This window comes from Phaeodactylibacter sp. (assembly GCF_022763345.1).
GTDB lineage: Bacteria > Bacteroidota > Bacteroidia > Chitinophagales > Saprospiraceae > Phaeodactylibacter.
Map to the genome: position 1 here is coordinate 47,291 of NZ_JALEGS010000012.1, position 24,200 is coordinate 71,490.

The 24,200-nt window shown below is 49.8% G+C and carries 45 protein-coding genes; 38 read left to right on the forward strand and 7 right to left on the reverse strand.

Translation table 11 applies throughout. The features are described 5' to 3' along the window. Positions 1-33: 33 nt before the first annotated feature. From MRY86_RS02390 to MRY86_RS02400, 3 genes are all read right to left on the reverse strand, one after another. Positions 34-975, reverse strand: coding sequence for a hypothetical protein (locus MRY86_RS02390; RefSeq protein WP_293568988.1), 942 nt, complete (start codon positions 973-975; stop codon positions 34-36). 60 nt (positions 976-1,035) lie between these two features. After that, entirely contained in the window at positions 1,036-1,494 is a 459-nt protein-coding gene (locus MRY86_RS02395; protein ID WP_293568990.1) for a hypothetical protein, read from the reverse strand. Positions 1,495-1,746: 252 nt separating this feature from the next. Next, complete coding sequence (locus tag MRY86_RS02400; RefSeq protein WP_293568992.1) at positions 1,747-2,151, reverse strand: helix-turn-helix transcriptional regulator; 405 nt, start codon at positions 2,149-2,151, stop codon at positions 1,747-1,749. Positions 2,152-2,420: 269 nt separating this feature from the next. On the opposite strand from MRY86_RS02400, the gene MRY86_RS02405 reads away from it, so the two are divergent. The 26 genes from MRY86_RS02405 to MRY86_RS02530 all read left to right on the forward strand — a co-directional run bounded on the left by MRY86_RS02405 (position 2,421) and on the right by MRY86_RS02530 (position 15,805). Further along, complete coding sequence (locus tag MRY86_RS02405; protein ID WP_293568994.1) at positions 2,421-2,831, forward strand: hypothetical protein; 411 nt, start codon at positions 2,421-2,423, stop codon at positions 2,829-2,831. An 11-nt stretch (positions 2,832-2,842) separates the two neighbouring features. Further along, entirely contained in the window at positions 2,843-3,151 is a 309-nt protein-coding gene (locus MRY86_RS02410) for a hypothetical protein (RefSeq protein WP_293568996.1), read from the forward strand. Positions 3,152-3,395: 244 nt separating this feature from the next. Further along, positions 3,396-3,788 (forward strand): hypothetical protein, encoded by a 393-nt coding sequence (locus MRY86_RS02415; protein WP_293568998.1) that lies wholly within the window; start codon positions 3,396-3,398, stop codon positions 3,786-3,788. Then, on the forward strand, positions 3,785-4,195 hold the full coding sequence (locus MRY86_RS02420; RefSeq protein WP_293568999.1) for a hypothetical protein: 411 nt from the start codon (positions 3,785-3,787) through the stop codon (positions 4,193-4,195). Before MRY86_RS02415 ends, MRY86_RS02420 begins: the two co-directional genes overlap by 4 nt. A gap of 81 nt (positions 4,196-4,276) precedes the next feature. Then, positions 4,277-4,726, forward strand: coding sequence for a hypothetical protein (locus MRY86_RS02425; RefSeq protein ID WP_293569001.1), 450 nt, complete (start codon positions 4,277-4,279; stop codon positions 4,724-4,726). Positions 4,727-4,943: 217 nt separating this feature from the next. Beyond that, complete coding sequence (locus tag MRY86_RS02430) at positions 4,944-6,119, forward strand: hypothetical protein (RefSeq protein ID WP_293569003.1); 1,176 nt, start codon at positions 4,944-4,946, stop codon at positions 6,117-6,119. A gap of 18 nt (positions 6,120-6,137) precedes the next feature. Then, positions 6,138-6,416 (forward strand): hypothetical protein, encoded by a 279-nt coding sequence (locus tag MRY86_RS02435; protein ID WP_293569005.1) that lies wholly within the window; start codon positions 6,138-6,140, stop codon positions 6,414-6,416. 27 nt (positions 6,417-6,443) lie between these two features. Next, positions 6,444-6,743, forward strand: a complete 300-nt coding sequence (locus MRY86_RS02440) for a hypothetical protein (RefSeq protein ID WP_293569007.1) — start codon at positions 6,444-6,446, stop codon at positions 6,741-6,743. Beyond that, positions 6,733-7,074 carry a hypothetical protein gene (locus tag MRY86_RS02445; RefSeq protein WP_293569009.1) on the forward strand — a complete coding sequence of 114 codons (342 nt, stop codon included), beginning with the start codon at positions 6,733-6,735 and terminating at the stop codon, positions 7,072-7,074. The genes MRY86_RS02440 and MRY86_RS02445 overlap by 11 nt, the downstream gene beginning before the upstream one ends. Next, a complete protein-coding gene (locus MRY86_RS02450) occupies positions 7,071-7,217 on the forward strand; it encodes a hypothetical protein (RefSeq protein ID WP_293569011.1) in 147 nt (48 codons plus the stop codon). The genes MRY86_RS02445 and MRY86_RS02450 overlap by 4 nt, the downstream gene beginning before the upstream one ends. A gap of 30 nt (positions 7,218-7,247) precedes the next feature. Then, positions 7,248-8,045 carry a hypothetical protein gene (locus MRY86_RS02455; RefSeq protein WP_293569013.1) on the forward strand — a complete coding sequence of 266 codons (798 nt, stop codon included), beginning with the start codon at positions 7,248-7,250 and terminating at the stop codon, positions 8,043-8,045. Between the two features lie 8 nt (positions 8,046-8,053). Further along, on the forward strand, positions 8,054-8,533 hold the full coding sequence (locus MRY86_RS02460; protein WP_293569015.1) for a hypothetical protein: 480 nt from the start codon (positions 8,054-8,056) through the stop codon (positions 8,531-8,533). 107 nt (positions 8,534-8,640) lie between these two features. Then, a complete protein-coding gene (locus tag MRY86_RS02465; protein ID WP_293569017.1) occupies positions 8,641-9,087 on the forward strand; it encodes a hypothetical protein in 447 nt (148 codons plus the stop codon). Then, the gene (locus MRY86_RS02470) at positions 9,080-9,610 is read left to right on the forward strand and encodes a hypothetical protein (RefSeq protein ID WP_293569019.1); all 531 of its coding nucleotides are present in this window, start codon (positions 9,080-9,082) and stop codon (positions 9,608-9,610) included. Before MRY86_RS02465 ends, MRY86_RS02470 begins: the two co-directional genes overlap by 8 nt. Next, positions 9,610-9,903, forward strand: a complete 294-nt coding sequence (locus MRY86_RS02475; RefSeq protein ID WP_293569021.1) for a hypothetical protein — start codon at positions 9,610-9,612, stop codon at positions 9,901-9,903. Before MRY86_RS02470 ends, MRY86_RS02475 begins: the two co-directional genes overlap by 1 nt. A gap of 264 nt (positions 9,904-10,167) precedes the next feature. Next, positions 10,168-10,500, forward strand: a complete 333-nt coding sequence (locus MRY86_RS02480) for a hypothetical protein (RefSeq protein ID WP_293569023.1) — start codon at positions 10,168-10,170, stop codon at positions 10,498-10,500. A 4-nt stretch (positions 10,501-10,504) separates the two neighbouring features. Continuing rightward, positions 10,505-10,690, forward strand: coding sequence for a hypothetical protein (locus MRY86_RS02485; protein WP_293569025.1), 186 nt, complete (start codon positions 10,505-10,507; stop codon positions 10,688-10,690). Position 10,691: 1 nt separating this feature from the next. Continuing rightward, complete coding sequence (locus MRY86_RS02490; protein WP_293569027.1) at positions 10,692-10,970, forward strand: hypothetical protein; 279 nt, start codon at positions 10,692-10,694, stop codon at positions 10,968-10,970. Positions 10,971-10,981: 11 nt separating this feature from the next. Beyond that, the gene (locus MRY86_RS02495; RefSeq protein WP_293569029.1) at positions 10,982-11,272 is read left to right on the forward strand and encodes a hypothetical protein; all 291 of its coding nucleotides are present in this window, start codon (positions 10,982-10,984) and stop codon (positions 11,270-11,272) included. Further along, a complete protein-coding gene (locus tag MRY86_RS02500; protein ID WP_293569031.1) occupies positions 11,269-11,478 on the forward strand; it encodes a hypothetical protein in 210 nt (69 codons plus the stop codon). Before MRY86_RS02495 ends, MRY86_RS02500 begins: the two co-directional genes overlap by 4 nt. 53 nt (positions 11,479-11,531) lie before the next feature. Then, positions 11,532-12,311: a DNA adenine methylase gene (locus MRY86_RS02505; protein WP_293569033.1), complete on the forward strand. Its 780-nt coding sequence runs from the start codon at positions 11,532-11,534 to the stop codon at positions 12,309-12,311. 20 nt (positions 12,312-12,331) lie between these two features. Then, positions 12,332-13,303: a hypothetical protein gene (locus MRY86_RS02510; protein WP_293569035.1), complete on the forward strand. Its 972-nt coding sequence runs from the start codon at positions 12,332-12,334 to the stop codon at positions 13,301-13,303. 1,046 nt (positions 13,304-14,349) lie between these two features. After that, positions 14,350-14,937: a hypothetical protein gene (locus MRY86_RS02515; protein WP_293569037.1), complete on the forward strand. Its 588-nt coding sequence runs from the start codon at positions 14,350-14,352 to the stop codon at positions 14,935-14,937. Next, positions 14,934-15,122 carry a hypothetical protein gene (locus tag MRY86_RS02520; protein ID WP_293569039.1) on the forward strand — a complete coding sequence of 63 codons (189 nt, stop codon included), beginning with the start codon at positions 14,934-14,936 and terminating at the stop codon, positions 15,120-15,122. The genes MRY86_RS02515 and MRY86_RS02520 overlap by 4 nt, the downstream gene beginning before the upstream one ends. Next, a complete protein-coding gene (locus tag MRY86_RS02525; protein WP_293569040.1) occupies positions 15,119-15,358 on the forward strand; it encodes a hypothetical protein in 240 nt (79 codons plus the stop codon). Before MRY86_RS02520 ends, MRY86_RS02525 begins: the two co-directional genes overlap by 4 nt. Before the next feature lie 3 nt (positions 15,359-15,361). Continuing rightward, positions 15,362-15,805, forward strand: a complete 444-nt coding sequence (locus MRY86_RS02530) for a hypothetical protein (RefSeq protein ID WP_293569042.1) — start codon at positions 15,362-15,364, stop codon at positions 15,803-15,805. A 433-nt stretch (positions 15,806-16,238) separates the two neighbouring features. Here the strand turns inward: MRY86_RS02530 and MRY86_RS02535 are convergent, their stop codons facing one another. From MRY86_RS02535 to MRY86_RS02550, 4 genes are read right to left on the reverse strand one after another with little or no spacing between them, the layout of a single operon-like run. Further along, complete coding sequence (locus MRY86_RS02535) at positions 16,239-16,847, reverse strand: ATP-binding protein (protein ID WP_293569044.1); 609 nt, start codon at positions 16,845-16,847, stop codon at positions 16,239-16,241. Further along, positions 16,810-17,418 (reverse strand): hypothetical protein, encoded by a 609-nt coding sequence (locus MRY86_RS02540; protein ID WP_293569046.1) that lies wholly within the window; start codon positions 17,416-17,418, stop codon positions 16,810-16,812. The genes MRY86_RS02535 and MRY86_RS02540 overlap by 38 nt, the downstream gene beginning before the upstream one ends. Further along, positions 17,381-17,746, reverse strand: coding sequence for a hypothetical protein (locus MRY86_RS02545; protein ID WP_293569048.1), 366 nt, complete (start codon positions 17,744-17,746; stop codon positions 17,381-17,383). Before MRY86_RS02545 ends, MRY86_RS02540 begins: the two co-directional genes overlap by 38 nt. Next, on the reverse strand, positions 17,721-17,987 hold the full coding sequence (locus tag MRY86_RS02550; RefSeq protein WP_293569050.1) for a hypothetical protein: 267 nt from the start codon (positions 17,985-17,987) through the stop codon (positions 17,721-17,723). Before MRY86_RS02550 ends, MRY86_RS02545 begins: the two co-directional genes overlap by 26 nt. Positions 17,988-18,069: 82 nt before the next feature. Between MRY86_RS02550 and MRY86_RS02555 the strand changes: the two genes are divergently transcribed. From MRY86_RS02555 to MRY86_RS02610, 12 genes are all read left to right on the forward strand, one after another. Next, a complete protein-coding gene (locus MRY86_RS02555; RefSeq protein ID WP_293569052.1) occupies positions 18,070-18,357 on the forward strand; it encodes a hypothetical protein in 288 nt (95 codons plus the stop codon). Continuing rightward, complete coding sequence (locus tag MRY86_RS02560; RefSeq protein WP_293569054.1) at positions 18,344-18,811, forward strand: hypothetical protein; 468 nt, start codon at positions 18,344-18,346, stop codon at positions 18,809-18,811. Before MRY86_RS02555 ends, MRY86_RS02560 begins: the two co-directional genes overlap by 14 nt. 252 nt (positions 18,812-19,063) lie before the next feature. Then, the gene (locus tag MRY86_RS02565) at positions 19,064-19,723 is read left to right on the forward strand and encodes a hypothetical protein (protein ID WP_293569056.1); all 660 of its coding nucleotides are present in this window, start codon (positions 19,064-19,066) and stop codon (positions 19,721-19,723) included. A gap of 15 nt (positions 19,724-19,738) precedes the next feature. Further along, the gene (locus MRY86_RS02570; protein WP_293569058.1) at positions 19,739-20,038 is read left to right on the forward strand and encodes a hypothetical protein; all 300 of its coding nucleotides are present in this window, start codon (positions 19,739-19,741) and stop codon (positions 20,036-20,038) included. Between the two features lie 2 nt (positions 20,039-20,040). Next, complete coding sequence (locus tag MRY86_RS02575; protein ID WP_293569060.1) at positions 20,041-20,322, forward strand: hypothetical protein; 282 nt, start codon at positions 20,041-20,043, stop codon at positions 20,320-20,322. A 158-nt stretch (positions 20,323-20,480) separates the two neighbouring features. Beyond that, on the forward strand, positions 20,481-20,621 hold the full coding sequence (locus MRY86_RS02580) for a hypothetical protein (RefSeq protein ID WP_293569062.1): 141 nt from the start codon (positions 20,481-20,483) through the stop codon (positions 20,619-20,621). Further along, entirely contained in the window at positions 20,621-21,004 is a 384-nt protein-coding gene (locus MRY86_RS02585; RefSeq protein WP_293569064.1) for a hypothetical protein, read from the forward strand. Before MRY86_RS02580 ends, MRY86_RS02585 begins: the two co-directional genes overlap by 1 nt. 16 nt (positions 21,005-21,020) lie before the next feature. Beyond that, a complete protein-coding gene (locus MRY86_RS02590) occupies positions 21,021-21,578 on the forward strand; it encodes a hypothetical protein (RefSeq protein ID WP_293569066.1) in 558 nt (185 codons plus the stop codon). Further along, positions 21,578-22,132 (forward strand): hypothetical protein, encoded by a 555-nt coding sequence (locus tag MRY86_RS02595; RefSeq protein WP_293569068.1) that lies wholly within the window; start codon positions 21,578-21,580, stop codon positions 22,130-22,132. The genes MRY86_RS02590 and MRY86_RS02595 overlap by 1 nt, the downstream gene beginning before the upstream one ends. 429 nt (positions 22,133-22,561) lie before the next feature. Continuing rightward, positions 22,562-23,107 (forward strand): glycoside hydrolase family 19 protein, encoded by a 546-nt coding sequence (locus tag MRY86_RS02600; RefSeq protein ID WP_293569070.1) that lies wholly within the window; start codon positions 22,562-22,564, stop codon positions 23,105-23,107. Then, a complete protein-coding gene (locus MRY86_RS02605; protein WP_293569072.1) occupies positions 23,104-23,673 on the forward strand; it encodes a peptidoglycan recognition family protein in 570 nt (189 codons plus the stop codon). Before MRY86_RS02600 ends, MRY86_RS02605 begins: the two co-directional genes overlap by 4 nt. Then, a complete protein-coding gene (locus tag MRY86_RS02610) occupies positions 23,670-24,200 on the forward strand; it encodes a hypothetical protein (RefSeq protein ID WP_293569074.1) in 531 nt (176 codons plus the stop codon). The genes MRY86_RS02605 and MRY86_RS02610 overlap by 4 nt, the downstream gene beginning before the upstream one ends.

A 24,200-nucleotide genomic window follows, 5' to 3' on the forward strand; every position in this document is an offset into this window, starting at 1 on the left:
AAGTGTTTTTGCACCTTTTGGAAAAAAGACAGCTCATGGCCTAAAATCTTCCTCCAATCGTTCCTTGATCGCATTGAAAAGTTCTCTGCTTTGGTAATATTGACTTGTTGGTCTTCTACGGTCAACTTCCACTTCACTTGCTACTCGCTGTTGTATTAGATCAAACAATCTTAGCTTGTTTCCAAAATTTACATCCTCAGCTCTAATGTATAGTTTATCGGCATTTCTTCGTGCTTCTGGATTCTCCTTCAAGAAATAAACGAGTTGCTTAAAGGTATTGAAAAGCCCATTAACAGGATGCCTTTTTTTCTTTTTAACAAAATCAACTCCTAGCTTGATTTCGACATATTCTGAATTGGTTGCCTTTTGAGCAGCTACCAGGATTTCAGCCAAACTTATGCCTGCATCCTTCCATGTGGCTAGGTGCTCATAATGGATTTTTGCATGAATAGTGGCTACGTTTTCCTCGTATATCCTGTCTAGCACCTCTAAATCTTTAAAGGCAAAAACGGGCTTGAAATCAAATTCATTCGGCTCTGGTAGCTGAAGGTCTAACAATAGCCGGTTGAAGAAGCGAACCACATCACCTGATTTGGGGCCTTTCAATGTACTCTCGATGCCAATCATTGGGTGATCAAGCTTTTCGCTCAAGGCAAGAACCATGTGTGATTCATCATAAACTCCTTTATCCGGATTTATTTCTTCCTCAAACATTTCCTCTCTGTCCAACTTCTTGTCAAATGCTTCCGGAAACTGATCTCTTACAATAGACCCTTTCAGGAAATAATAACTCCCCACTTCATTGACTATAGGAAACTGTAGCTCCCCGCCGTCTCGAAGCGACATCTTCCGTTTCCTATCCTTGTTTTGCTGGTGCACTAAAAGCTTTTCAATTACTTGCCGTAACCGCTTCCTGCAGTCTTCATCTCGCTTCATCTGAGCGTAAAAGAAGTTAATGGTTCTTTTTTGTGGCATATCCTACCTGATTTGATTTCTTCCTGTATTAAAAGCCCGGTTTTTTTGTCTAAAAAGTAATTATCCGAGCTGTTTAGCTTGATCGATCAGCTTTGAACTAGGACCGGCAATTGATTTCCCCTTATTGTGCTCAATAAGCTCTATGACAACAAGGGCAGTGCTCAATGATGAGCCAGGCACCGTTATACTGTGTGAAGTGCTTACGGTGGTTACCGTGAATAAATTCGACCGGCTCTGCCAGTATAAAAATACAAAGAGCCCGCTTAGCAGCATAAAAATCAGCGCTATCTCAAGGATATTAAGATATGAATAGGATACTGCACTAAGTACAGCGCAAAACACTGCAAAAGAAAGAGGTGATTTATTGGATTGGTGCTTCAACGAAATGCTTACGATATCTTTGAGGTAAAGGCTCCAGCAGGTCTGAGCGGATTCGTTGATGTACCGGATTCTTTTGTTTGTGATGGTAAGACCGCGCAGCGCTGAGCTGGCAATCTCTTCCTGGGGCATTAGTTTCATACGGGGTGTACCTGATTTAATTCAAAAAAACACTAGCCGCACCTTGGCTTTTTCAATTTCCGAAGCGCATCATTTATTACCTTGACCGCACTAACAAGCAACAATGTACGACTTTTATTCGATTCACTTGTACGGATATCTTTGCCGATTTGATTCAGGTCTTCCAGTCTTTTTTCCATGAGAGATCGAGATAAATGGGTTAGACTGGAAAATTAAAACAATATGTGTTTACAGCAAAGCAAAACAAACATATTATTTAAGCCCAAACGTCTCTTTGATCGTGTCTACGAAGATATGTAAGTGGTTTTTCTCGTATTCCTCCGGTGCTTCTCGCTTCAAAATTTCTATCAGCTCCAAGACCTTCACCGCAAGCATTTTATTCAGCAGCTCGTCGTTTTTGTACGCCGCCTGGCTCTCGTTGGCTTCGTCTTGCTGTACGGACGTGTACGATTCTGCCTCTAGGTCTTTGTTTACTAAGTCGTCCAGTGTGATGCCGTAGATGTCGCAAATCTGCTGTGCGACGTCTATTGGAGGTATACTAATATCCTTCTCATATTCTGATACTGAAGCCGCAGACTTTGAAAGTTGCTGGGCAAGCCATTTTTGAATGTGACCTTCCCTTTTTCTTAAATACCTGATATTCTTCCCTATAAGCATTGTAAAAATAAAAATGTACGGTTTTTCCGAATATAAATCAGGTCTTACTTGATTTTTTCGGAGTTTCCGTACTATATTTGTGAAAGAAGAAAGCAATAAAGTTGCCTCCCATCAAATGTAACAAAAACCATCAAGCAAAACGCAGTCTGTTTGAGCAGTATTCCAATGCCAAAAAATAAATAGGGATAAATGCAGGTAAGCAGGTTGGGTTTAATCGGTTCATTTTGGGGGGTATGTAGGATGAAAAATTAATTTCAACACTCGAAATTATGAATAAAGCCAAAATAAAACAAATAGCGGAGGAAGTATTAAGCGACGATTTGTACACCGCTAACTTAGAGAACAAGTACGACCGCAAGCGCCTGGCAGGTATGATCGAGACGCTTTTACTCCGCATCAAAGCCCAGGGCGGCTTCTTTAATAACGATTATCGCCGTGACAGAGGTTATACCGAATACCGTGTCACACAGATGCTTGGGCTGGCTACCACCGACCGGCTGACGGACATGCGGGCCGATGAAATTGCCGCATGGTCTGAGCTACTGAATATTTCTCCTTTTGACCTCATACAAGCAGGTGCCGGTTACGACAAGCTAACCGTCAACGAGCTGAACGCCCTGCTACGGAAGCTAACGGGAGAAAGCATCGTCTTGGAAACGACCGAATTCCTCGCTGCATAACACCTTGCCAAATGTCAGAGATTCAAGCATTTACCGAAGCAATTCATCAGCATATAGCTGTCCTAGAGAAACATAGGCTTGTTATGGAGGAGTTCATCGAGCTAAAGCAAGATGAGTTAAGCAGTTGGTGCGATCCAGAACAGGCGGCCAAAATTCTAGGGCTAAACATCACTGCTTCACGCAAGCACCGCAGGAAACTAAGTGCAATGGTAAACCGGGGCCTCATCACCAAATTCCGTGACGGGCGGCCACCAATGTACTGGAAGGAAGAATTAGCTACACTCGCGGTCAAAAGGGCTGCAGGACAAGTCAACTACTGATTAATTTGGGATTATCTGCCTGCCGCCGTATCAGCAGTTCCGGTGCCCGGACAATCGGTTAGGAGTGGCGGCAGGCCTCCCAATCAAGAGAAGATCACGCACTATGAACACTTTCACTTTTCCCATGCTGCCTGGCGTACGACTTTGCCGGGCAGCATTTTAAAGAAATTTTACCCTTAGGGGTTATTTGAAGTTGGTTAAAGCCCGGCAACTGCGCCGGGCTGCTTCCAAAATTTATACCGCCATGAAAGACTTAAGGTTTTTTAGACACCCTGAAGATGATGTGTACATTTCTACTGCTTTGTTTTGGGGCGACGAGCAAGTGAGCAACCGCTTTAGTTGCCAACAGAAAGATATTGACTTTTTAGAGGAATCAGTTATAGGGTGGCAAGTGAAGCGCCAGATTGAACCCATGATGGCGATGGCACCACTAGAAGCATTATATCTGCTACACACGGCATCTGAAATAGAGAATCACTACTACCTGTTAGAATGGTTTACCCCTAAGCGCATCAACAAACTCCGTGTTGCCTTTGAAGCTGCGGACGAAGAAACCGAAACCAAGCTACAGGAGCACCTGGCACTCGTACAGGTCTGTGTAGCGCATTATAATCACTTCCAAAAGAAAGTAGCATGAGCACCGTAACGTACGACATCCGTACAGCTAGAGAAATTATGTGGCTGAAGAAGACCTGGTTCCAGTGTCACTGCACCTTTGAGCTTCACACCGCCGAAGGGTTTGACTTCCATAAAGACGAGCTGGAAAAGTTTGAAAAGGAATGGCGTCACCAAATGGATGTTTGGGAAGAAGACCCTCACTACGACCTGTACGATAATTTGGCAACCAAGTTTCAACCTTTCGCTAAGGAGATCAAAGCGATTCAGGAGCATTACGCAAAACTTTGGGGAGATACAGCTTTATCGAGTAGCGCGAAAGCAGCAACAGAGCTAGGGATGAGCCCGCAAACTGCAAAGGAATTTGTTTACCTCAAAATGAAAGTGCGGCACCTGGAGAAAACGCTTATTAGGTTCACAGAAACGTGACCGGCCCCATCACCGTGACACCCCTCGCAAACGGTAGCCTAATCACTACCAAAATTCAATAGCAAATACAACCTTCAGAGCATGAAACCCACAATCACCCTTAGCGACCAATTTCAGCTGGACCCCACGCAGCTGACCACGACCCTGCGATTCGAGGGCAAAGCTATAGCCAGCAAGGATGTTCACGTATCGAACATCACCCAGGCGCACATCGAGATATTGGCGGAAGAAGCTAACAAGGCAATGCGGTATTTGTGCATTCATTTGCCAAGTGATTCAGAGACATACCGCTGGATAATGAATTATCACAGTCTTTGGAAATCTGACGCGGACCAGCTGGAGTATATCGCACAGCCAAAAAACGCCGCATTCCTGCGCAAGCGGGTAGCCGCGATGCCTGATACCAAGAACGGCAAAGGTTGCAAGACCAAGATGCTGTTCCTCAACGCCCTTATCACTTACTACGACAACCACTTTGGAGAGAGCCAGCCGACCGGAGGTGTGCCTAGCTGCCACCGGGAGGCTGGCTAAGACAAACTTTTTTGGTTAAGGGCCGGCACTCATTTACTAACCAGCAGATGAGCTGTCCTGCAAGATCAGCCGGCCCTTTTTTCGCTACTGGCGAGACGGTCGCCTTTTAGGGCTTCGATTCCCCTGGATAGCACGAACCACTGCAGATTTATTGCGGTACCGAAGGCAGCGCGGGGCCTTGTCGCCCTGGCTGTCCTTCTTTCAAAACTTTCACAAGATGCCAGCATTAAAAATTGCCCACAACGTACACGCTGAAGCCGGGAAGGCTGCCTACCGGGTAGACCTGCCCAAGAGCTACCGGACTATGGAGGCGAAGTTTGAGCGTTACAACCAAGGCCAGGAGCGACCATCGGACAAGATCAAGATGCCGCACGTCTTCCTGGCTAAGGAACTGATAAGGCTGTATGCGCGAAAATTCAGCGTGTGGCAGATCACTGGCGACCGCATCCTGAATAAGGCGGAAGACATGCCCCTCCTGAGTATCAATAACAAGTTCCTGGGCGACATTACCGGCAGGACCGACCGGAGCATCCGGAACTACCGAAAAGTGCTGCAGAGAGCCGGATTCTTCCTCCCGGTAAGCTACGATGAGCATGATGTGCCGGTATATGAGGTCCACCACGGCCGGCAGGCAGATTTCGAGGTGGCCATAAACCCCGATTTTTTGTGGACGGAGGTATCGAAAACGAAGGAGAAATTCCGCATCCCAAGCACCCCCCTTAAAGCCCTTACCCGGAAAAATTTTCCGCCTACAAGTACAAGTACAGTACAAGTACAACAAGAACAACAAGAACTAGTAGGCGGAAAAAGCTGCGCTTTTGCGGAAAAGTCTGCACAAGAACAGCAAGAACCTTCGAGCGGCGAGCCTATCGGCTCATCAGCAAGTGGACAAGAACCAGGGGACAAGAACGAACCACGCAGATTCGGGCCAGACGACCAAAAAACAGGAACAGAAATTCCGGCCGGCGGCGGCGATTTTGACCCCGATCGAGCCCAAAAAGTGCGAAATCAGTCGAAAACCCTGCTCAACGGCGCCCGGACCTACCTTTACCCGGGTGAAGCCTGGTCGAAGGAGTACCGAAAAACCATCCTGATCACGCTCGACCGGCTTTACGGAGCGGCTTCTCCGGAGCTTTTCGCCAAAATCACGGCCGTCTACTGGCAGCGCATGAAGCTGGCCCAGCTCTACTGGCACAAACAGCACGGCGAACTGCCCGAGCCCCACGTCTTTTTCGACCCGGACAACCCGGATGGTTTCCGCCGAACAAAGGGCTGGATCAATCAGCCGGAAAAATACCCGCCCCCCGCACGACAAACGTACCGCAAGCCTGGCGAACGACGGGCAAACGGCCGCCGGGGACAAGGCATAGTGACCCTTGGCGAACTCATCTGATAAATCACGAATACCGCAATGAACAATGGAAAATCGAAACCAAAACGACAGGGCAATGGGCAGTCTCATTACAAGCTTGTCTTTAAGCCAGCGAAGTACACAGACCGGCTGGCCCACTGGAACAACGACTACGAAAACGGCCCGCTTCTCACCTGGCACAATACCGGCCGGAAACGCTGCTACATGCTGGTCAAAAAGTACAAAATGGCCTGGGCAGCAATCTACGACGAGCACAACCCCGCTGAAACGCTCGATGAATACACCCAGCAGGACGGCTGGAGAAGCGGCGAAGGATAAATTTTGACAGTAAAAACCACCATAACCATGAGTAAGAAGACCAAAAAACGCCCCATGAGACAACGCATGCGACAGGAAGTCAACAACATCGGCAGAGACTTCGCAATCGGCATCCTCGTACTGTGCTTTATTGCATTTCTGATGAGCTGCAGCCGAAGCACCGCTATCACCACCCCCGATTTCTACGCCATGCCTGCCCTGGGCCCTTCGGAGACATCCGTACCCGCCTTAAAGGCAAATAGCGAGTGCGACCGCCACGGCGATGTGACGCACAAAGGCACTCAAACCTGCTTGTTCTGCGAAAAGCCCGTACGCGATGAGAATTAAAGAGACCAAAACCGGGCAGATTTCCTTAAAGATGGAGCCGGAAATGTGGGAGGTCATCACCAAAGCCCTACAGCGCCGGGTAGACCTGGACTGGCCCGACCTGGAAACGTACGAGTGCGAACTGGCAAAGGAAGTGGCGCAAAAGCTTTGGAGACACCACCAGGTGGGCGATACCTCCTTAAAGCTCCGCCGAAGTGAATTCCACTTCATTTTCTGCGAGGCCGTGATGCACTACGTACACGAAAGCCACCACGCGCAGATCAATCTCGCAGCCGAGCCCTTTAAGCACCAAGCGGTGCATTTTAAAGCAATCCCGATGATTGGACGATGAAAAAACGAAAGCTGACCTGCTACCTAATTTACTTCTCTTTTACCTGGACCGGGCGTGCCGTCTATGCTTTAAGGAAAAGACTGGAAGAATTGAATTACCAGATAGACCGGGTAGCCGGTCATTTTTCGCCGGAAAACGACTAAAAAACTGCAAAATCCCTTAAAGGAATTGCCATGGAAAATCAGGAAATACAGCATTACGAATTTACGGGCGAAACGCTGGCAGAAAGCCTTAGCCTGGAATGGCCGACTTTGCGGAAGAAAATCAACCGCATGGGCCATCGCTACGGCAAAGATGACCTCATTCCGGAGGATGTAGTGCAGGAAATCGTACTGGACTATGCCCAGCCGCACCCCCGCAGAGCGGATGAAGTGGTGGAAGGCGCTCAGCAGGTTGCCGGACAGCTCAATATTCAGATCAATATCGTGAATAACAGCAACACACCGGCACCAAAACCCGCCGAACCGCAGCACCCTAAGCCAGAACCAACAAACAACACCCCGGCCGTACAGCCCGTACAGCCAAAGGCATTGCCGCAGCCGACTGAAGAACTGCCCGAGCCCCAGGCAGACCCCCAGGCAGGTGGTAAGCCGGTCACTGCCCTGGTGTACTTCGCATTCATCTTCATCCTGCTGTACCAGGTAGAGCACCTGGCGACCATCGGCATGGACGTGAGCGCCTTCCCGGCGGATAGCCTTGCCCGGAAGATCAGCGGATGGCTGTTTGCCGTGACCGTGAGCATCACGGCACTGTTAATGACCCTGCGCCGGGGCATTAAAGCCCGAATCAGCATCTTCGGCAACGATATCAGCTACCTCATGGCATTCGCCGTGCTCGATGTGATCTTCTTCGTGCTCAGCTCTGCCCCCCTTGAAGAAAGCGGATGGCTGCATTGGGTGAAAAGCATCCTGGTCGGCACCACCACCGCATTTGTGATCTACAGCTTTAACGAACTCATCACCAAAAAGTAGACAAGGACATGATCAGCCAATTGAAGGACATGCTGGCGGACATCATCTTCTGCCGCTACCGCCCGGACAGACATACCCTGCCGGACAGACAGACAAAGACACGGACACGGACAAGCGGACAAGGACAGGCGGACATCAATCTAGCCGAGTACACATGGACAGGCGGACAACTGTGGGTGCCGGACAACGAGTTCAAGGACAATCAGGCGGACGCAGCCTGGAAGGTGGACAGCGTACGGTCGCGTACAACGGACAAGGTGAAAGAGCTCACCCCGGCGGACATCGAAGAACTGAATGCTAGGAAGCTTGACCACCGGAAAGCAATCCGGATCAAGCCCTTTTGGAGCCAGGGCTTAACGACACCAGAAATCAGCCGGGCACTGGGCCGCGTAAACGGAGAAAAAGTACGCGGATATGGCGAAACAACAGTCAGTTTATACTGCGCTGCCTTCTCTGCTGCCCTATCGGGGGGAGGGGTTGATCCATAGCCGCCACTCAAAATCACTCAATTGAGTGAAGATGGATTGAAAACCAAATAGTTACGAACTCAGAAATTGAGTGGCACCCCACTCAAAACCACTCAAAACCACTCAAAATGAATGAGCAACACACAAAATATCATCCTTACGAGCCGGTCACGGAGGACGCCACCTGGGAAGAACTGCCCCCGGTAGCCGATGCCCAGCCCCCGGCGAAGCGTATGGCAGAGCGCCCGCATGAAATTGTATGGAATGTGGAGCGAAAGCGGTTCAAAACATACCCCATCGCCGTGCAGATCGGCGAAACGGGGGCAGCCATTGTCCTGTACGTCTTTTTGAAATTCGGACAAGCCGTATGGTTCCTTGTCCTTGTCCTCTGGACAGCCCTTGTCTCTGTCCTCCTGTCCTTGTCCGCCGCAGTCAGGGACACAGCCGGACAAGCCATGCGGACAAGTGGACACGGACACGCGGACAACGATTATCCAACCCAACGGACAAGCCGTACGGACGTCCACGTGGACGTGGACGTGCGGGTGTCCGTCAAAAACGGTAGACATGATTAAGACGATTGAAACGATTGCCCTTGTCCTCTTCCTGGGTGCCATCGTGTACACGACCACCCAATGGGGGATGCCCGGCGCGGTCGTAGTGCTCGGCATCGGCATGGTACTGTACACCCTTTCCCAAAACTACCTGGAAGCCTGGAAGCGCCGGGAAGCCCTCAAGAACGCCGCCGTGCAGATCGACAACAGCTACATCTACAGCGAAGAAGGTGAAGACTGCACCGTGCGCAGCCGGGCCCAAACCGAAGCCCTGCTCCTGGGCAAGTCTGGCAACAAGGAATTCCTCAAAGGGAATATCAAAGTCCACGCCCTCTACTACCGCCCCAGCCTGACCCGGGAAGAGCTGGTCGAGATCAACAAGGAAGACAAGCAGATCCGCTCCTTCCTGGTCTTCAGCGAGGACTACGACCGGTTCCTGGACATGGTGCAGGAGCATCAGGATGCCGTGGAAGCCGATCACCACATCAAGATCGCCAAAGAGGATGGACACTGGTATTTGGATAACGCTTTAAAGCAAGACTGATGAACCCTTTAGATCAAATGCACCCATTCGGAATCGCCATCGCAATCTTAGGCATCTGCCTATTCTTCGCAATAGCCCTGGTTGTGCTTGTGCATTGGGGTATCAAACATACCTCGAAGCAAGAGTCAGAAAAATGGCAAAAACAACACCCCGACCTTGCCCTGATCGCCCTGCCCGTAGTGTACGTGCAGCCGTACGAAAACGGCGTAATGATTCAGGACAGCAAGAGCCGTCTGCATTATTTCACTGATCGTGGCTACCGCTGGGAGCCGCTGGAAAATATTGAGATATAGCTATGCAAAAACCGAAGATTAACCTGAACGCGAAGTCCATAGCTCAGACTTTTAACGTCTTAAATGTAGACCGATGGACCTTATTGCGAGATCAGGCAAAGCTGGAGGCACTCAAATGCTTGGCCTTATCCAGTTATTCTCAGGCACAGGCAATCTATGCGCTGACTGGTATGTGTGAAACGCTCGAAGAGCAGCTGTACGTAACGTATTGGTTTGCATCTTTTAAGGCTGAATATTCTAACCGATATGCAATCAAACTTAATTATGCCCAACCCTAGAAACCTCATCAACGGACAAAAGCCCGAGTTCGGCAACCCGGAGCACATCAAATACCACAACCGCATCAGCCGGGCAGTGGAGTATTATCAGGAAACCGGCGAGATACAATCTTCTGTCGAGATTATCGAAGAAAAGATTTATCGGCTTGACTTGTATGTGGATTTCATCTGCGTCGAATGCGGCAAGGAGAACAGAATGAACCGAGAGCATGAAAATACGACTACCCGCCGCGTACGGAAAGTAAGTGTAACCTGCCCAGCCTGCAAGACGAAGTATCTGGTCGAACTTGAAACTGAAACCATCACCAAACAACAATAGCATTATGAACAACCTAACCGAGTTCGACAAATTCTGGATCGCCCTGGGGCTGATCGCCTTCCTGATCGTAGCCGCCCCGGCGCTTATCCGGCACTGGATAGCCGACCGGCGCGAAATGCGCAAGTACCGGGAGAAGCACCGCCGCGGCCGGCAGCGGGCCATTGACCATCCGGACGAAATCAAGCTGTAGGATGGACACCGACTACTACGCGGAGGCACTTGTCCAGTTCGATCGCCGGACCAGGCGGGAAGACGGACGGGCAAACTATCTGGCAAGGCTGGAAAAGCGTCTGTTCGAGCTCTCCCGCGACCTGTCCCTGGCCGACTGGAAAGCCATACGCGATGAAGACTACTGGAGCGACATCGCCTGGGTACAGTCCCGCAGCTGGTCAACGATCGAAAAGGAGATTGCTATCAACGAGATCAGAGGCAAGTCCATCCGCCACTATTTGGATTCACTAAACACTTAATCGAATACACTATGGAACACATCAAATTGAATGAGGAAGCCAGTACGATGTACGAAGCCTTTGGGATAGAGGAAGACCGGGCTAAGGAATTGGAAAACTTCGCTATGGTAGAAGCTTTCAAAGCGGTAGAGCGCATTGATGAATGCGATATGAAAGATTACATCCATAGCCTAAAAGTGCATTGCCGATCAGATCAAGAGTTTGCTTTGGCCTGCTATTACTACGGATGGAGCACGCTAGAATACCGTGAAAAACTACGTAGGAACCCGATTGCTAACCTGATCAAATCTCTAATAGCATGACCAATAAAATGCACGAAACGGACACGTCATCGTCCATCGGTAACAATATTGTGGACGGCATGAAAGCATTGAGCCCTGAGCTCTACGGCCCCAAAGTCCGCCGCAAAACCGAAAACACTGCCCGGATGAAAGCCAGGCAGGTCAGGAAGCGCCGCAAGCGCAATAAGATGGCCCGGCGCTCCCGGCGGATTAATCGGGGGAAGTAACTCTATTTTTTCATGCCGGGTGGCGGTGGCTGCCTGGCTTTAGAAACCGACCAATGCTATTATCAAGACTTGGAAACAAAAAGAAGGTGGCGAAAAAGCTATACCAGTATTTCCCTCCGCACCGGCTAAGGATAACGCTGTTCTTTGGAGCCGGTGGCATGTTCTTCAACACGCCACGCTCAAAGTTCAACGTAATCAACGACCTGGATGATGACGTCACCAACTTGTTCTTGGTCGTTTCAAGCAATCCGGATGAGTTGATCGAGGTGCTTACACATACGCCGATTTCTAGCAGCTTGCTAAAGCATTGGAGAAAAGAGATACCGGCGGATCCAGTGCTCAAAGCAGTACGGTTCCTTTTGCTGTCCAATTTTACTTACCTGGGCAAAGGCGATTCCATCCGGTTTGGTGTAGGTGATTCAAAAGAAAAGCTGATCGCCAGGATAAAGCAAACCCACCTAAACCTTGGAGATGCAAAGATTATGAATGAGGACTTCCGGAATGTAATTGGAAAAATATCATTCTATCCCACAGTCCTGAAAAAAGAAGAAGCATTCGTATATCTCGACCCCGTGTATCTAGGAACTGAGCACTACTATCGAGTTCCGAAATGGACTGAGCAAGACACCTATGATTGCTTTGAGATAATGAGTAATGAAGGCATCAAGGCCGCAATGAGCGAGTTTGACCATCCCTTCATACTCGATGAAGCAAAACGTAGAGGATTTCAGGTCATACCCATCTGCAATCGCCGCAATATCAAGAATTACAAGAATGAGGTTTTAGTCATTAATTACGCGCCTCATAGTTTATTTTTTTCACCTATGCCCTAATGGGCTAAACCAATTACACTATGGAATTGAACGACGCAAACGTAGTAACCGACCGTCCCACCACCCAGCATAAGCTGGCAGGACACCGTCTGGAAGAACAAGAAATCAAATCCGCCGGCCAAAAACCTTACATGGAAGCCCCGGAAACCGTCACCCCGGAAGACATCAAACTGATGTATGCCGGTGGAATGGTAGACGACCTGCTGAAACAGCGTGTACGGTCAAGCAATAAGCTCTACGGCTTTCAAAAAGCTTACGGGCACGTGCACCCCTACACCTGCGAAGAACTTGAAAAGCAGCGCGACGAGTTCCTGGAAGGCTTTGCTAAAGCGAAGACAAGGCTTACCCGGATAGCCTCCCAGCACCCGATGGCGCAAAGGCTATGTGGCATTAAAGGCTTCACCGCCTACCAATTGGCCCTGGTCATGGCAAAAGTGAAAGACATCGCCCGATTCGATACCCCGAGCAAGCTGGTGATTTACGCCGGATGTGGCAGCAAATACGGCTTGTTCGTCTGCAAGCGCAACCTCAATGCCATCCGGAAGATACACGCCGAGCAGTACACTGGTGACCCGGACGCCTACCGCCCATTCGGCTACAATACCGCACTGCAACAACGCCTGTACATCATCACCGATAGCCTCATCCGGGCCAAAGGCTGGTTTTATGAGTTCTATCAGCGGCAGCGGGAGCGCATCGAGGAAAAAGCGAAGAACGAAGACCGCGTATTCATCGCCACAGCTGAGGATGCCAAAGGCACTAAAATGAAGGCAGGCGAGTATTACATGAAGGGCCGCAACACGCAAAGCCTGAGAGCCTGGAGCAACAGCGGAGCCCGCTGGCGGGTAGCCCGGACACTCCTCCATCTGATCTACAAAGAATGGCGTGATTACAAAGGCTTGTATTGCCGGAATCCGTACCCGATTGAGTATCTTGGACATAGCCAATTGATCACGCTGGACGATGTGCTGGCACGGGATGAGAAGAAGTAATTTGGAATGACTTAGGCACTGGAATGATTTTTTGAATTGTGTTTTTGTTGGTTTCTGTTTTTCGTATTTGAATTGGCGTCCTGGTTGTTTCTGCACTTTGGTTTTGAATTGAGCGTACGGTTGTTTCTGGTACAGCGTTTTGAATTATGCCTTAAATCGTTTCTGGCATTTGCATTTGAATTGGAGCATTCCTTGTTTCTATTGTGTAGGTTTGAATTAAGAAGAAGATTGGACCTGACAAAAGGTTTTGAATTGTGTAATCGGTAGTTACTGCTGGTTGGTTTTGAATTGCCTTTATTGTTGTTCCTGTAGTTTAGCTTTGAATTGGGGAGATTATTGTTACTGTCCGCTTGCTATGAGTTAAAAAAACTAATTGTTTCTGGTATAAGTTTTTGAATTGAGTGCTACGTTGTTGGTGATTGGAGGGTTTGAATTGTTTTGGCTCTTGGTTCTGTTAAATTCGTTTGAATTAGCGGAAAGGTTGTTACTGTTCTGAAAGTCTGAATTAATGGTCGCCTTGTTACTGGAGAATTCGTTTGAATTAGTTTGGGCCTAGTTTCTGAAAAAAGGGTTTGAATTGACGGTGCGATTGTTTCTGGTCAGTACATTTGAATTGAACGGCGGATTGTTGCTGTAATTATTTTTTGAATTGGTACAAAATTAGTTACTGCTTTGTTGTTTTGAATTGCGTATCTTGTTGTTACTGATTATTTGCTTTGAATTAGCACGACATTGGTTTCTGGACACAGCATTTGAATTGAATCGGAAGTCGTTTCTGCTTGATTTCTCTGAGTTACAAAATTGGTTGTTGCTGACGTATTTATTCGAATTATAGGAAGGATTGTTCCTGGTGTGTTGTTTTGAATTTATAGATCAATTGGTCCTGTATGAAAATTTTGAATTGCGCAGACTTTCGTTGCTGTAGATAGGCTTTGAATTAAAACGGACATGGTTGCTGAGGATAGTTTTTGAATTATACCACGTTTAGTTTCTGCCTTTTTTATTTGAGCTATAAGCAAGTTTGTTTCTAAAAAAAAACTATGTGATTGATTGGACTGCCCATAGGGCTTAATGTAAAACTTATGTACAATAGTTTTTTCACTCCGAGAATTACCGTCATTAGTGGCGTTTTCCCCGTCACTTGGCGGCAGATTTGGAGGATGTTTCGAAAGAAAGAAGTGCCTGTCGAGATACAGATAGAGCAGGATGCCACATACAGCTTAACCGGAGTATATGTGCAATTGGAGCACACACAACAGACTTATAAAGCAGGCGGAGAAGCCATTGCTTTTGCGGAGTGGATTACCCAGGAAATCGAAATCCATGCCGCGAACCATTATGTGAGGCGGTTTACACGAATTGAAAGCAAAGGGCGTGTAAAGTGGATAGATAATGCGCCTGAGCAAAGAAAAAGCCGCACTACATCAGAAATGTATGAATTGTTTAAAGTCGAAAAGCAGATGGATATTTCCATTCGTGTGGATAGGATTGTGGAAATGCTTTGCGATTGCATGTCTAAAACCGACGCTCAGGGAGAGCGCCCAAACATTATTCAACTCATCCAGCAGGGTAAGACTGACGAACAGATATATCGTTTAATTACCTGGCATGGTGTAAAGCAAAGGGATTTATGATTATCGAAATTTTAGGATTTTTCATCAAGCGGGAAGCGATCGCGGCTGTTACGCCTATTGATGACAAGCTAGATACGTTTAGTGTGTTCCTTGCTGGTGGAACAATCATTGTTATCGGTGGAACAGGCGATGAGAACATTGAAACCCTTCGCAAAGAATTACTAGATAAATGGATGAATAGATGATCGAGCAAATAACCATGTACACCATCCGCTGCGACCGTTGCGAGATTACTGCCTTTCAGGATCAGGAAGACACAGCCTGGGACAGCAAAGAAGCTGCCTGGGAGCTGGCCGAAAACCAAGGCTGGGAGAAGATTAACGAGAGACACTACTGCCCCGGCTGCTATGAGATTGATGAGGAAGATGAATTAGTGGTGAAGGCGGGGGTTAGGATTTATTTTGAGCATAAAGCTAAATAAGGCATGGAAAATATCACATTCGGAGCAGAGAAGGTAAGGTATAAAGCACCTAGAAAACAAAAAGGGCTAGTCATTCCCTACAGGAACCGGAAGCCAAAAGAACGCAAAAAGCTAAAGACAGTACATCCTAAAGGTGGAGTGTTAGAGCTTAAAAGTATGGAAGCGCCGGAAGGGAGCCAGCAACGCTACCCAATGGGTACAAAGTTGTACCGGGAGCAATGGAGCCGGTTTGCAGATGATAACGAGAGATACTATTTGTATGAAGATCACTTCCTGGTCTACTGGGTGCAGGAAATAAAGATAGGCGCAAGGATATACAGAAGCGCTTTGCGCAATATCAATAAGTACACACCGCAGGAATCAGGGAAAGGTCAAGAATTGATCAGAAAGCAAAAGATAGCCGAAATCAGACCAGATCAAGGTAGGCAGATTAAGATGTTCACCTAACGTATGGCAGCTACCCACAAGGGGTTAAAACGATTTTTCAGAACACACCGTATTGTGACGGCTCAAATCAATAGTTATGAGATGGCAATCTTTGAAGAAATCTTCTCCAGTATCTAATTTAAAAGTTGAAATCGCTCACATTTCATCCGGACGCGGCGGACAACGAAAAGATTGGGCTACTGAAGGATGGATCGTTGAAGGTCTATGGTCTGTTCGTTACAGACCTGGGATTGGGATAAGCATTAATAGCAAACCTACTCATTACAGGTTTATAGCGCGGTCAAATGGCACCTAACGCAAGTAATACCCGCAGCCCCCTTTGTACACGAATGCAGATGGTTGCGGGTATTGCGAGTTAGGTGCTTTCCTCAAAAAAAAATGCCCCGGACAACCGCCCGAGGCACAAACCCCAAAAAACCAAATGAAAATTCCTTTACAGGTCTACCCGCTTAAATAGCCCATAGTGGCTGTTATCACCCCTGGCTTTCGCAGCACGGAACACCCCATTGACATACTCCTGCATCTCAATAATGCGGTCGGCACTAGAGGTGCGCACCTGGCTCTTATTCACCAGGGCATCGGTAGCGCCAACCCATACGGTGGAGGTAAAGCCCCACACCCGAGGCGGCACATCAGCTGGTGAGTGCACCACAAATATAATATCCAACATCCGGTGCCGGAAATCCAGCAGCATTTGCCGAAAATACTTATTGTCGTCCACAGCGCTATTGATGTAGCCCCGGCAGTCATCGAAAATAATCATCCCGTCCCTGTAGTTGCGGTAGATGTGCTCAAACACCCGGTTCTTATTCCGCCCTTCCTCATACCGGCCGGCAATCACCTGCCGGATGCCCTTTGGGAAAGTCATCTTCTTTTGGTGCGTGATATCTACTTCCGGATAAGGGCGCCAGATTTTGGGCATACCGTTGTAGGTGACCGCCAGGGCTCTTGCCCCAATGCCTTTTACGATCTTCTCACAGAAGGTAGACTTTCCAGTACCGTTCCTACCGATCACTATTGTGATTTGGGCGTCTCGCTGCATCTTGCTGTTTTTTGGCTTCTTCTGCTTCTGCTTTCTTCTTCGCCCGGACGTCCGCCTGTACCTTGGTCGCCATCATACCGTACTTGCCCAGGAGCAGGAAGGCTAAGGCAAACTCCAGGCTGAATTTCACCTGGTACTTATTGATGAGCGCAGCGGTCAGGGCTACTTCATAGTCGTCTTCCTCCGACTTCTTTTTGCGCATCCGGTATTTGCTGGGGTCTTCCTTGGCGATTATCCCGCCAATCCAAGCCATAGATTTGTCCAGCTGAATCAGCATCAGCTCCGCCCAGAATTTGTGCTCCTGGGTATAGTTCAGGTCGCGCAGGTGGCCTTTGTCTTCATCTGAAATATCTATATCAGGGTCAACATATGGCTCATCAGGTATTTCAATCTCCGGTACATCGATGACTTCCTTTTCCCGTTTCATGTGCGAAAGGAAATCCCGCATATCGTCGTCAATCTCGGTCTTCATAGCGAAGAAATCCTCCGGCGGCGGCATATTGCTGCCCGCTTTTGCTGCTTCGGTTTCCGGGCTATTCTTCTTCGTCTTTTCCTTCGTTGAGGGCTCCATCTTGCTCTGCTTTTTTGAGTAGTTCGTCTAAGCTGTGCTTAGCATTGATTGTGTACCGTGCCAGTTGGGCATCGTAGCCGACCGTCAGGATGTGGGGCACCATTACCTGTACCTCAGTGCCATCCACATCGGTACGCATCGGCATAATGGCGAAGATGCAGTTTACATCCTCCCTGTTGAGCAGCCCGCCTTCGCTTATCGGCTTATTGTACTTTTCCAAAAAGCCCAGCATCGGCGGGGTAATCATTTGTACCACCTGCTGAATCATCTTGCTGGGGTCGCCCGTCAGCCCCTTCAGGGCATTAAGCATTTGCAGTCCTTTGAGCATGAGTTGTGAGTTTGAACACCTGTAACGGGCGCGGCTCTATAATCCAGTCTTTCCGGACCAGCCCTTCGCTTTCCAGGCTTTCCAGGGCTCGGCGTATGCGCCTTTCCAGGTTATGCTTCTCTCTGCTGTCCAGCTCTCTGCCCGCTATTGAGTGCACCAAAGCCGGTACAGACATCTGGTCTTTACCAAGCTCGTTCAGCACTGTTTGGCACAAGGCAGTACCGTACAACTTGAAAAGCATAAACAAATAAATTATTAATGTATCATTATGCACCACAATGTAACTATTTTGTTTATATCTTGTGTGCAAAACCGTACAGGATATGGCACTCTCCTTTAAGGAAAAAACTGTCTCATCTACCCGAAAAAGGGTAGACGGCGTTATACAGGTCAAAGACTTTTGGGGCGACGTACAGAAGGAGTTCGGGTTCCGCATCGTATCGCGCGTAGAAATGGATGACGAACTAATCAAGGCTGCGGCGGAAGAAATCGTTGCCCGGTACGATGAAGCGAAGAAGAAAACCGAGGAATCCATTTGGGCCAGTCTACGCCTGAAAAGGCTGAACGGAAATGCTTACATCAAAAAGACGGAACAACATGACGAAAGCTGAACAACTACGAGCCGAATACAACCGGACCTTTTTCCCGGATGGCCGCAACGTCAACCCCCATGCGCGTATGTTCATAGAGCAGGCCAGTATCAGCATCGACGGCGAAGTGTTCGAGCTGCCCCGCATTGCGGTGTCTCCAGTGACCAATATGCACGACTTGGTGCGCCTGACCATCGCCTACCTTCAAAATCTACCGGCTGACGTCAAAGAGCGGGCGCTGCCACCAGCTGAGAAAAAGGAAAGGCTGATCGGGTATGAAGATATGACCTACCGTGGCACGAAGTATCTGCTTCGGCATTCAGTGCTGGATGGCGAAGATATATTCCTGATTAAGCGAAGCCAGGAAGAAGAAAAAGACCCAAACAAAGAACTCAACCCGAGCAGCCCGGCACACCGGGCAATCGTGAAGCAATACCGAAAGCTCCTCAATGACCGGCAATCGGAGGAGGAGTAGAAAGCATACCTGATTTTCTTCTGTGCACCTTTTGGGTGGCATGAGGATGGCCCTGGGCATTTCCGCTCAGGGCTTTTTTTGTCATGCGGGCATCCCGACCCACGCCCGCGTGAGCCCTACCGTGCACGTCAGGACTGATGGAAACCGCACGACTACCGTTGCCGTGAAAGTGTTGTAGGCGTGCCGCCCGTTTCGTGATATTGTGGACTAATAATTATGTCAATAATCGACTGTTCACCAACCACAAGAAAAATGGTTCGACGCACGAAACTTCCGGCTAATCTCGCCGCTGCTGCTCCTGCCAACAACGGTGCTTCCCAGCAGAAGACCGTTGAGGCGCAGAGCAATATGATCGGCCGCCCGACTGTCAACGTCAGCGAACGCGCTGACAACCGGGTAATCCAGTCTGTACAGACTGACCCTTATTTCGCTATCAAGGTTTCCACCAAGGACGCCACCGAACCGCAGCAGGTTATCCTGTTTGACGGCTCGCAAGGCTACCAGCTGGGCTATACCCAGTTTGTTGGCCCTGACGTGGAAATCTCTGGCCTGACTTCGCACTATCAGTTCATCCTGAACGATATGGTGCACAACAGCTCCTACCTTGATATGCTGAAAATGCGCATCACGGAGCATGGCAACGAAAACAACAACTGCTGCGCCACCAACGCGCTTGAGCAGTATGCCCGCCCGATCGAAATCTATGACGCAAGCAAGGGCTCCAAGCCCCGCCTGCTGAAGACGATCTTCCCGGATATGGGCGTGCATGAGGGGCAGTACCAGCTCAACATCAACACCTTTGCGAACGACATCATCATCACGAACCGGACTGCCTTCGTCTACATGCAGGAGCCTGGTATCACAGTCACCTGGGGCTTCTACCAGGTAGCTGAGTTGGGCCGTAAGCAATAACCCGAAGCCGGAAGGATGAGCTTAATTGTTGACACAAGCGGCGCATTGGACCTTCAAAATCCTAATGCGATGAGCCCTGCCCCGACTGCAAACCGGGGCAGGGGCTTCCTCAATTGGCTGGGCAACAACTATAAGGATGTTGCGCAGACAGCTGTGAACGTTGCTTGCTTGTTCAACCCCGAAAAGTGCCCTCAAGGCGGCACTACGGTGGTGCAACCGCAACCGCAGCAACAGCCCTCCGGCCCGTCAATTTACATCATCCTCGCAGTGGTCGTCGTCGTGGCGATACTGCTTATCGTCATACTGAAAAAATAGGCATGGACAGATTGCAACAAGAGGTCGCGCTGAAAAACCAGTACATCGACGCTCTGAATCAGAACAGCAATAATGCTTACGCCTACCAGAGTGGTCTGCCGACCGACGATGGGCGTGCAATTGCGCAGGCTAAGCTGGATAACACCGCCGCTGGCCCCGTGCCTGACCCTATGACTAAGGATGAGCAGGCGGAGAAGAAGCAAACTTGGAAAACCATAGGCATCGTGGTGGGCATTCTTGCCCTGGCGTTCGCGCTGTGGAAATTCAAAATCATCAAAATCTAAGCGAAATGAGCGCAAGTACCATTTTCAAGGCATTCGTGCCGGTATTCCTGGCTATTGTCCTGGGAACCCTTACGGCGATGTACATCGCTGACAAAGTAGAGGAAAAGAAAGCTGCGCAGTAAGCGAAGCCTTCATTACTCACGCAAAATCAAAGCCTGATGGGCGAGATTCTTGAACTTATCCGAAACGGTATTACCGTCAACATCGCATTCGACGTCGAGAGTGCAGTCATTCTTGGGCTTGTACTCCTGGCTGCAGGCGTGTTGATCATGACCGTGTATGCGAAAATCCTGACCTGATGAATAAGACCGTAGGCATCATTATCGCAGTAGTCATTGCCCTGCTTGGGCTCGGCTTGGTCTTCTATCGCCGAAACGATGGAGGGAGCAACCCTATTACTGGCGGCGGCTGCATATCTGTGCCTTCAGATTTTCTCAGCTGGTCGGGCAGCTTCTTGTCAACGGATTGGGGCGCATACGGTGCCGCCAGGCAGCAATATCTCGGGATGGACCCCGATGATGAAGCCCAGCGGAACTTCGTAGATGGCTTTTTCAAGTCTATCAACGTAGAGCCCCGAAGCAATTACGTGAAGCACTTCGCAAGGGAGATCAAGGCTTACATTAATTCAACCTCAGCACTCCCGCATTGGGAAATCCCGGTTGCCGGGTACATGCGGTGCTGATTAACCACAACACAACATGGATACGATCCAGAGCAAAGTTCCAGGTGGATATGAACCGCAGGTGCAGTTGTCTGATGGCAAAGTAGTCGGCTTGGTCGATTACGTGAAGACCCTCACCAGCGCAACCACCGGCAACCCCGGCGACGTAGTAGACGTCGTGCACATCAGCGATAGCGTTGGAAGCTCGGCTGTCACAGTCGATACTTACGCCTTCTCTGAGCAGGCACCCCCTGCTAAGGTGCTGCATGTGCCTACCCTTGAAGAACTCGGCTTCGATGCCGCCAACTACGAGATGAAGGGCATCCTTATCGTCAATGCCCGGACGAACGCCCCGGACAAAGATGTACGGGTGCGACTGGTGCAGGCTTCCGGCAAGGAGGTCGCAGCCAGCGAAGTGGCAGCAACGCTGACTTCTTCTTCTCAGGATGTGATCGTGAAAAGCTCAGCTGCTTTCGCAATCACTCCCGGCGAGGCTTACGCGCATGATATCCGGCTGGTAACGGCGGGAGGCGGCGACAACGCCGTAATGCAAAGCAAAAGCCTGCTGATTCAAGTCGTGAAAAAAGCAGCATAATGCAGGGAATTAAGCAACAACTCAACGGCGGCTACATCCCCCAGGTCCAATTGTCCAGCAACAAGGTGGTGGGCTTGGTGGATTATCTGAAAACGCTGCGTGTTGCAATCGGCAAGCAAACCACCCTTGCAATCCACACGCAGTACGCACCGGTACCCAGCTATATCTTCACCCTTGCCGGTGAAGCCTGGTTCAGTACGAACCCGGGAGCTGGCGGCATCCGAAGCGTGTATGTGCCTACCCTGGCGGAGCTTGGGCTGGACGACAGCCACACCCTGGAGGCGATGGCTGTGGTGGAAGCCGCTGACCCAAACGCGACCAGTGACCCGCTGGATATCCGTGTGCTGGACCTGTCTGACAACAGCGTTGTGGCCGGCAGCGAAGGCACCGGCAACCTCTCCGGCAGTTCGCTGGATACAGCGGTCAAGTCTGGCTTCTTCCCCATCACAGGCGGAAAGCCTTACTTCGTCGATGCCCGAAAGCGCAACGTCAATGAGACGTTCCTGGCAAACCTGGGCCGCTACCGGCTATATGTCCGAGCGGCCGCAAAGTAACCGTTATGGCATGGATTCGGAAGTACGCCCCCTTGATTACGATTGTCATTGCCCTGATCGGGCTGGCACTTCAATACTCAACCTACCAGCGCGGTAGATAAATAGGACAACACTATGGGATTGATTTGGAAATTCGGCCCTGCTATCCTTATCGGGCTTGCCCTCCTTGGGGCAGTGATCTATTTCGCAACCCGCAAACATGACTGCGGATGCGGCGGAAAAAAGGAAGCGAGTGAGGAGCTGGGGCCCTTATAACGTAGCAACGTCATTTAAGCAATAAAAGCAGCTACATAGCCCCTGGCTGTGTGGCTGTTTTCGCTTATGGAGAACTGGAAAAAATATACCATCATCGGAGTGTTCGTGCTCATCTTACTGCTAGTTTCAACAACTGCAGTAGCGAAAGCCCGGCAACTTGACAACAAGCTGTTCATGCGTAAAGACATCTGGATAAATGCGGCGGAAGAAGCCTGGCAAAAGCTGGATGGTGTGCAGCGGGACAGCGTCGAGCAAATTCTCCGGGCTTTCCGGGAATACGGTGATGGGGATTACCGAAAGCTTGTATACATCCTGGCAACCGCCTGGCATGAAAGCAAGCTGAAGCCGGTGCGGGAGCGCCGGGCAGGCAGCAGCCAAACGTGGCTGCGGCAGTTACAGGACCGGTACTGGTCTTCTGGCTATTACGGCCGGGGCTTTGTGCAGCTGACCTGGGAGAGCAATTACAAGAAGATGAGCGAGTTCCTGGGCGTTGACCTGGTGGGCAACCCTGATCTGGCACTGGAGCCCCGCTATGCGGCGGACATCCTGGTGTACGGTATGATGAACGGAGAGTTCACCCGCCGGGCTCTGAGCCGCTACATCAATATGGTGCAGACGGACTACTACAACGCCCGACGGGTAGTGAACGGCACCGACCGGGCAAGCCTGATAAAGGATTATGCAGTATTGCTACAAACCCAAATCAGGAAAGTAGTATGAAGCAATGGCAGAAATACCTGATGATCGCTATGGTAACGCTATTGATGCTCTATCTGATCGGTCAGTTGGTCCGCCCCAGGGCTTACGGTATTCCCATCATAAATGTGGTCTACCGGCTGAAGCGCCACTGGTGGAAAACCTACGACACCCGCGACTTGTCGCAGATTGACAGTGTAGTGATTCACCACAGCCTCACGACTTCGGGTACTTCCCAGGCTTATGCCAAGTACCATGTGGAGGAAAACGGCTGGCCAGGCATTGGCTATCACTATGTGATCGGCAAGGATGGCAGCATCGAGCAGACCCAGCTTTTGAAAACGGTCAGCAACCATACGAGCGGAGAGAACACCCGAAGTGTGGGCATTTGCCTGACCGGCAACTACGACATACAGCAACCGCCCCCCGAGCAAATCGGCGCGGCGGTGAAGCTGATACGATACCTGCAAGACCGGCTCGGCCGGGAGTTGCGCATTACGGGCCATAACGAGCATAGCTCGAAAAGCTGCCCAGGGAGCAACTTGGACGTGAATGAAATTGAAAACAGCGTACGAAACATCGCAGCATGATATTCCCGGTACTATTTTACCATGAAGGCGAACAGAATGCCAACAACGCTTTTCAGGATGCCCTGAGAGAAAGCCTCTACACTGATCAGACGTGGCCGGGCATGGCTTGCGAAATGAGCCAGATCAATGATTGCATTGTATCGCCCAGCCAGTTCGGTATTGACATCTTCCCGGCTTACGTCTTTCTGCGTCGTGTCGAAGATGATGCGGAGAATGCCGTGATGGTGAAAAAGATCGAAGGTAAGGAGCTAGGTACGGACGAACTGATAAGCGAAATCGAAGATGCTTATCGGGCAGTATTTGACATCGACGCAGGCAATGGCTTTACGGATGAGGACGGCGACGGCAAGCCTGATGCACAAGTCAACCTGCCCGCCCGCCCCGGTTTTCGCCTGGGCAACCCCCTGGGTGCTTACTTCGGCTGTGCCGATGTGCTGCCCGACTGGATTTGCCGGGTGAAGATTGGCTACATCCTATTGTTAATCCTGCTCATCGCCCTTATGGTGGTGGTCATCAAAAAGGCATAG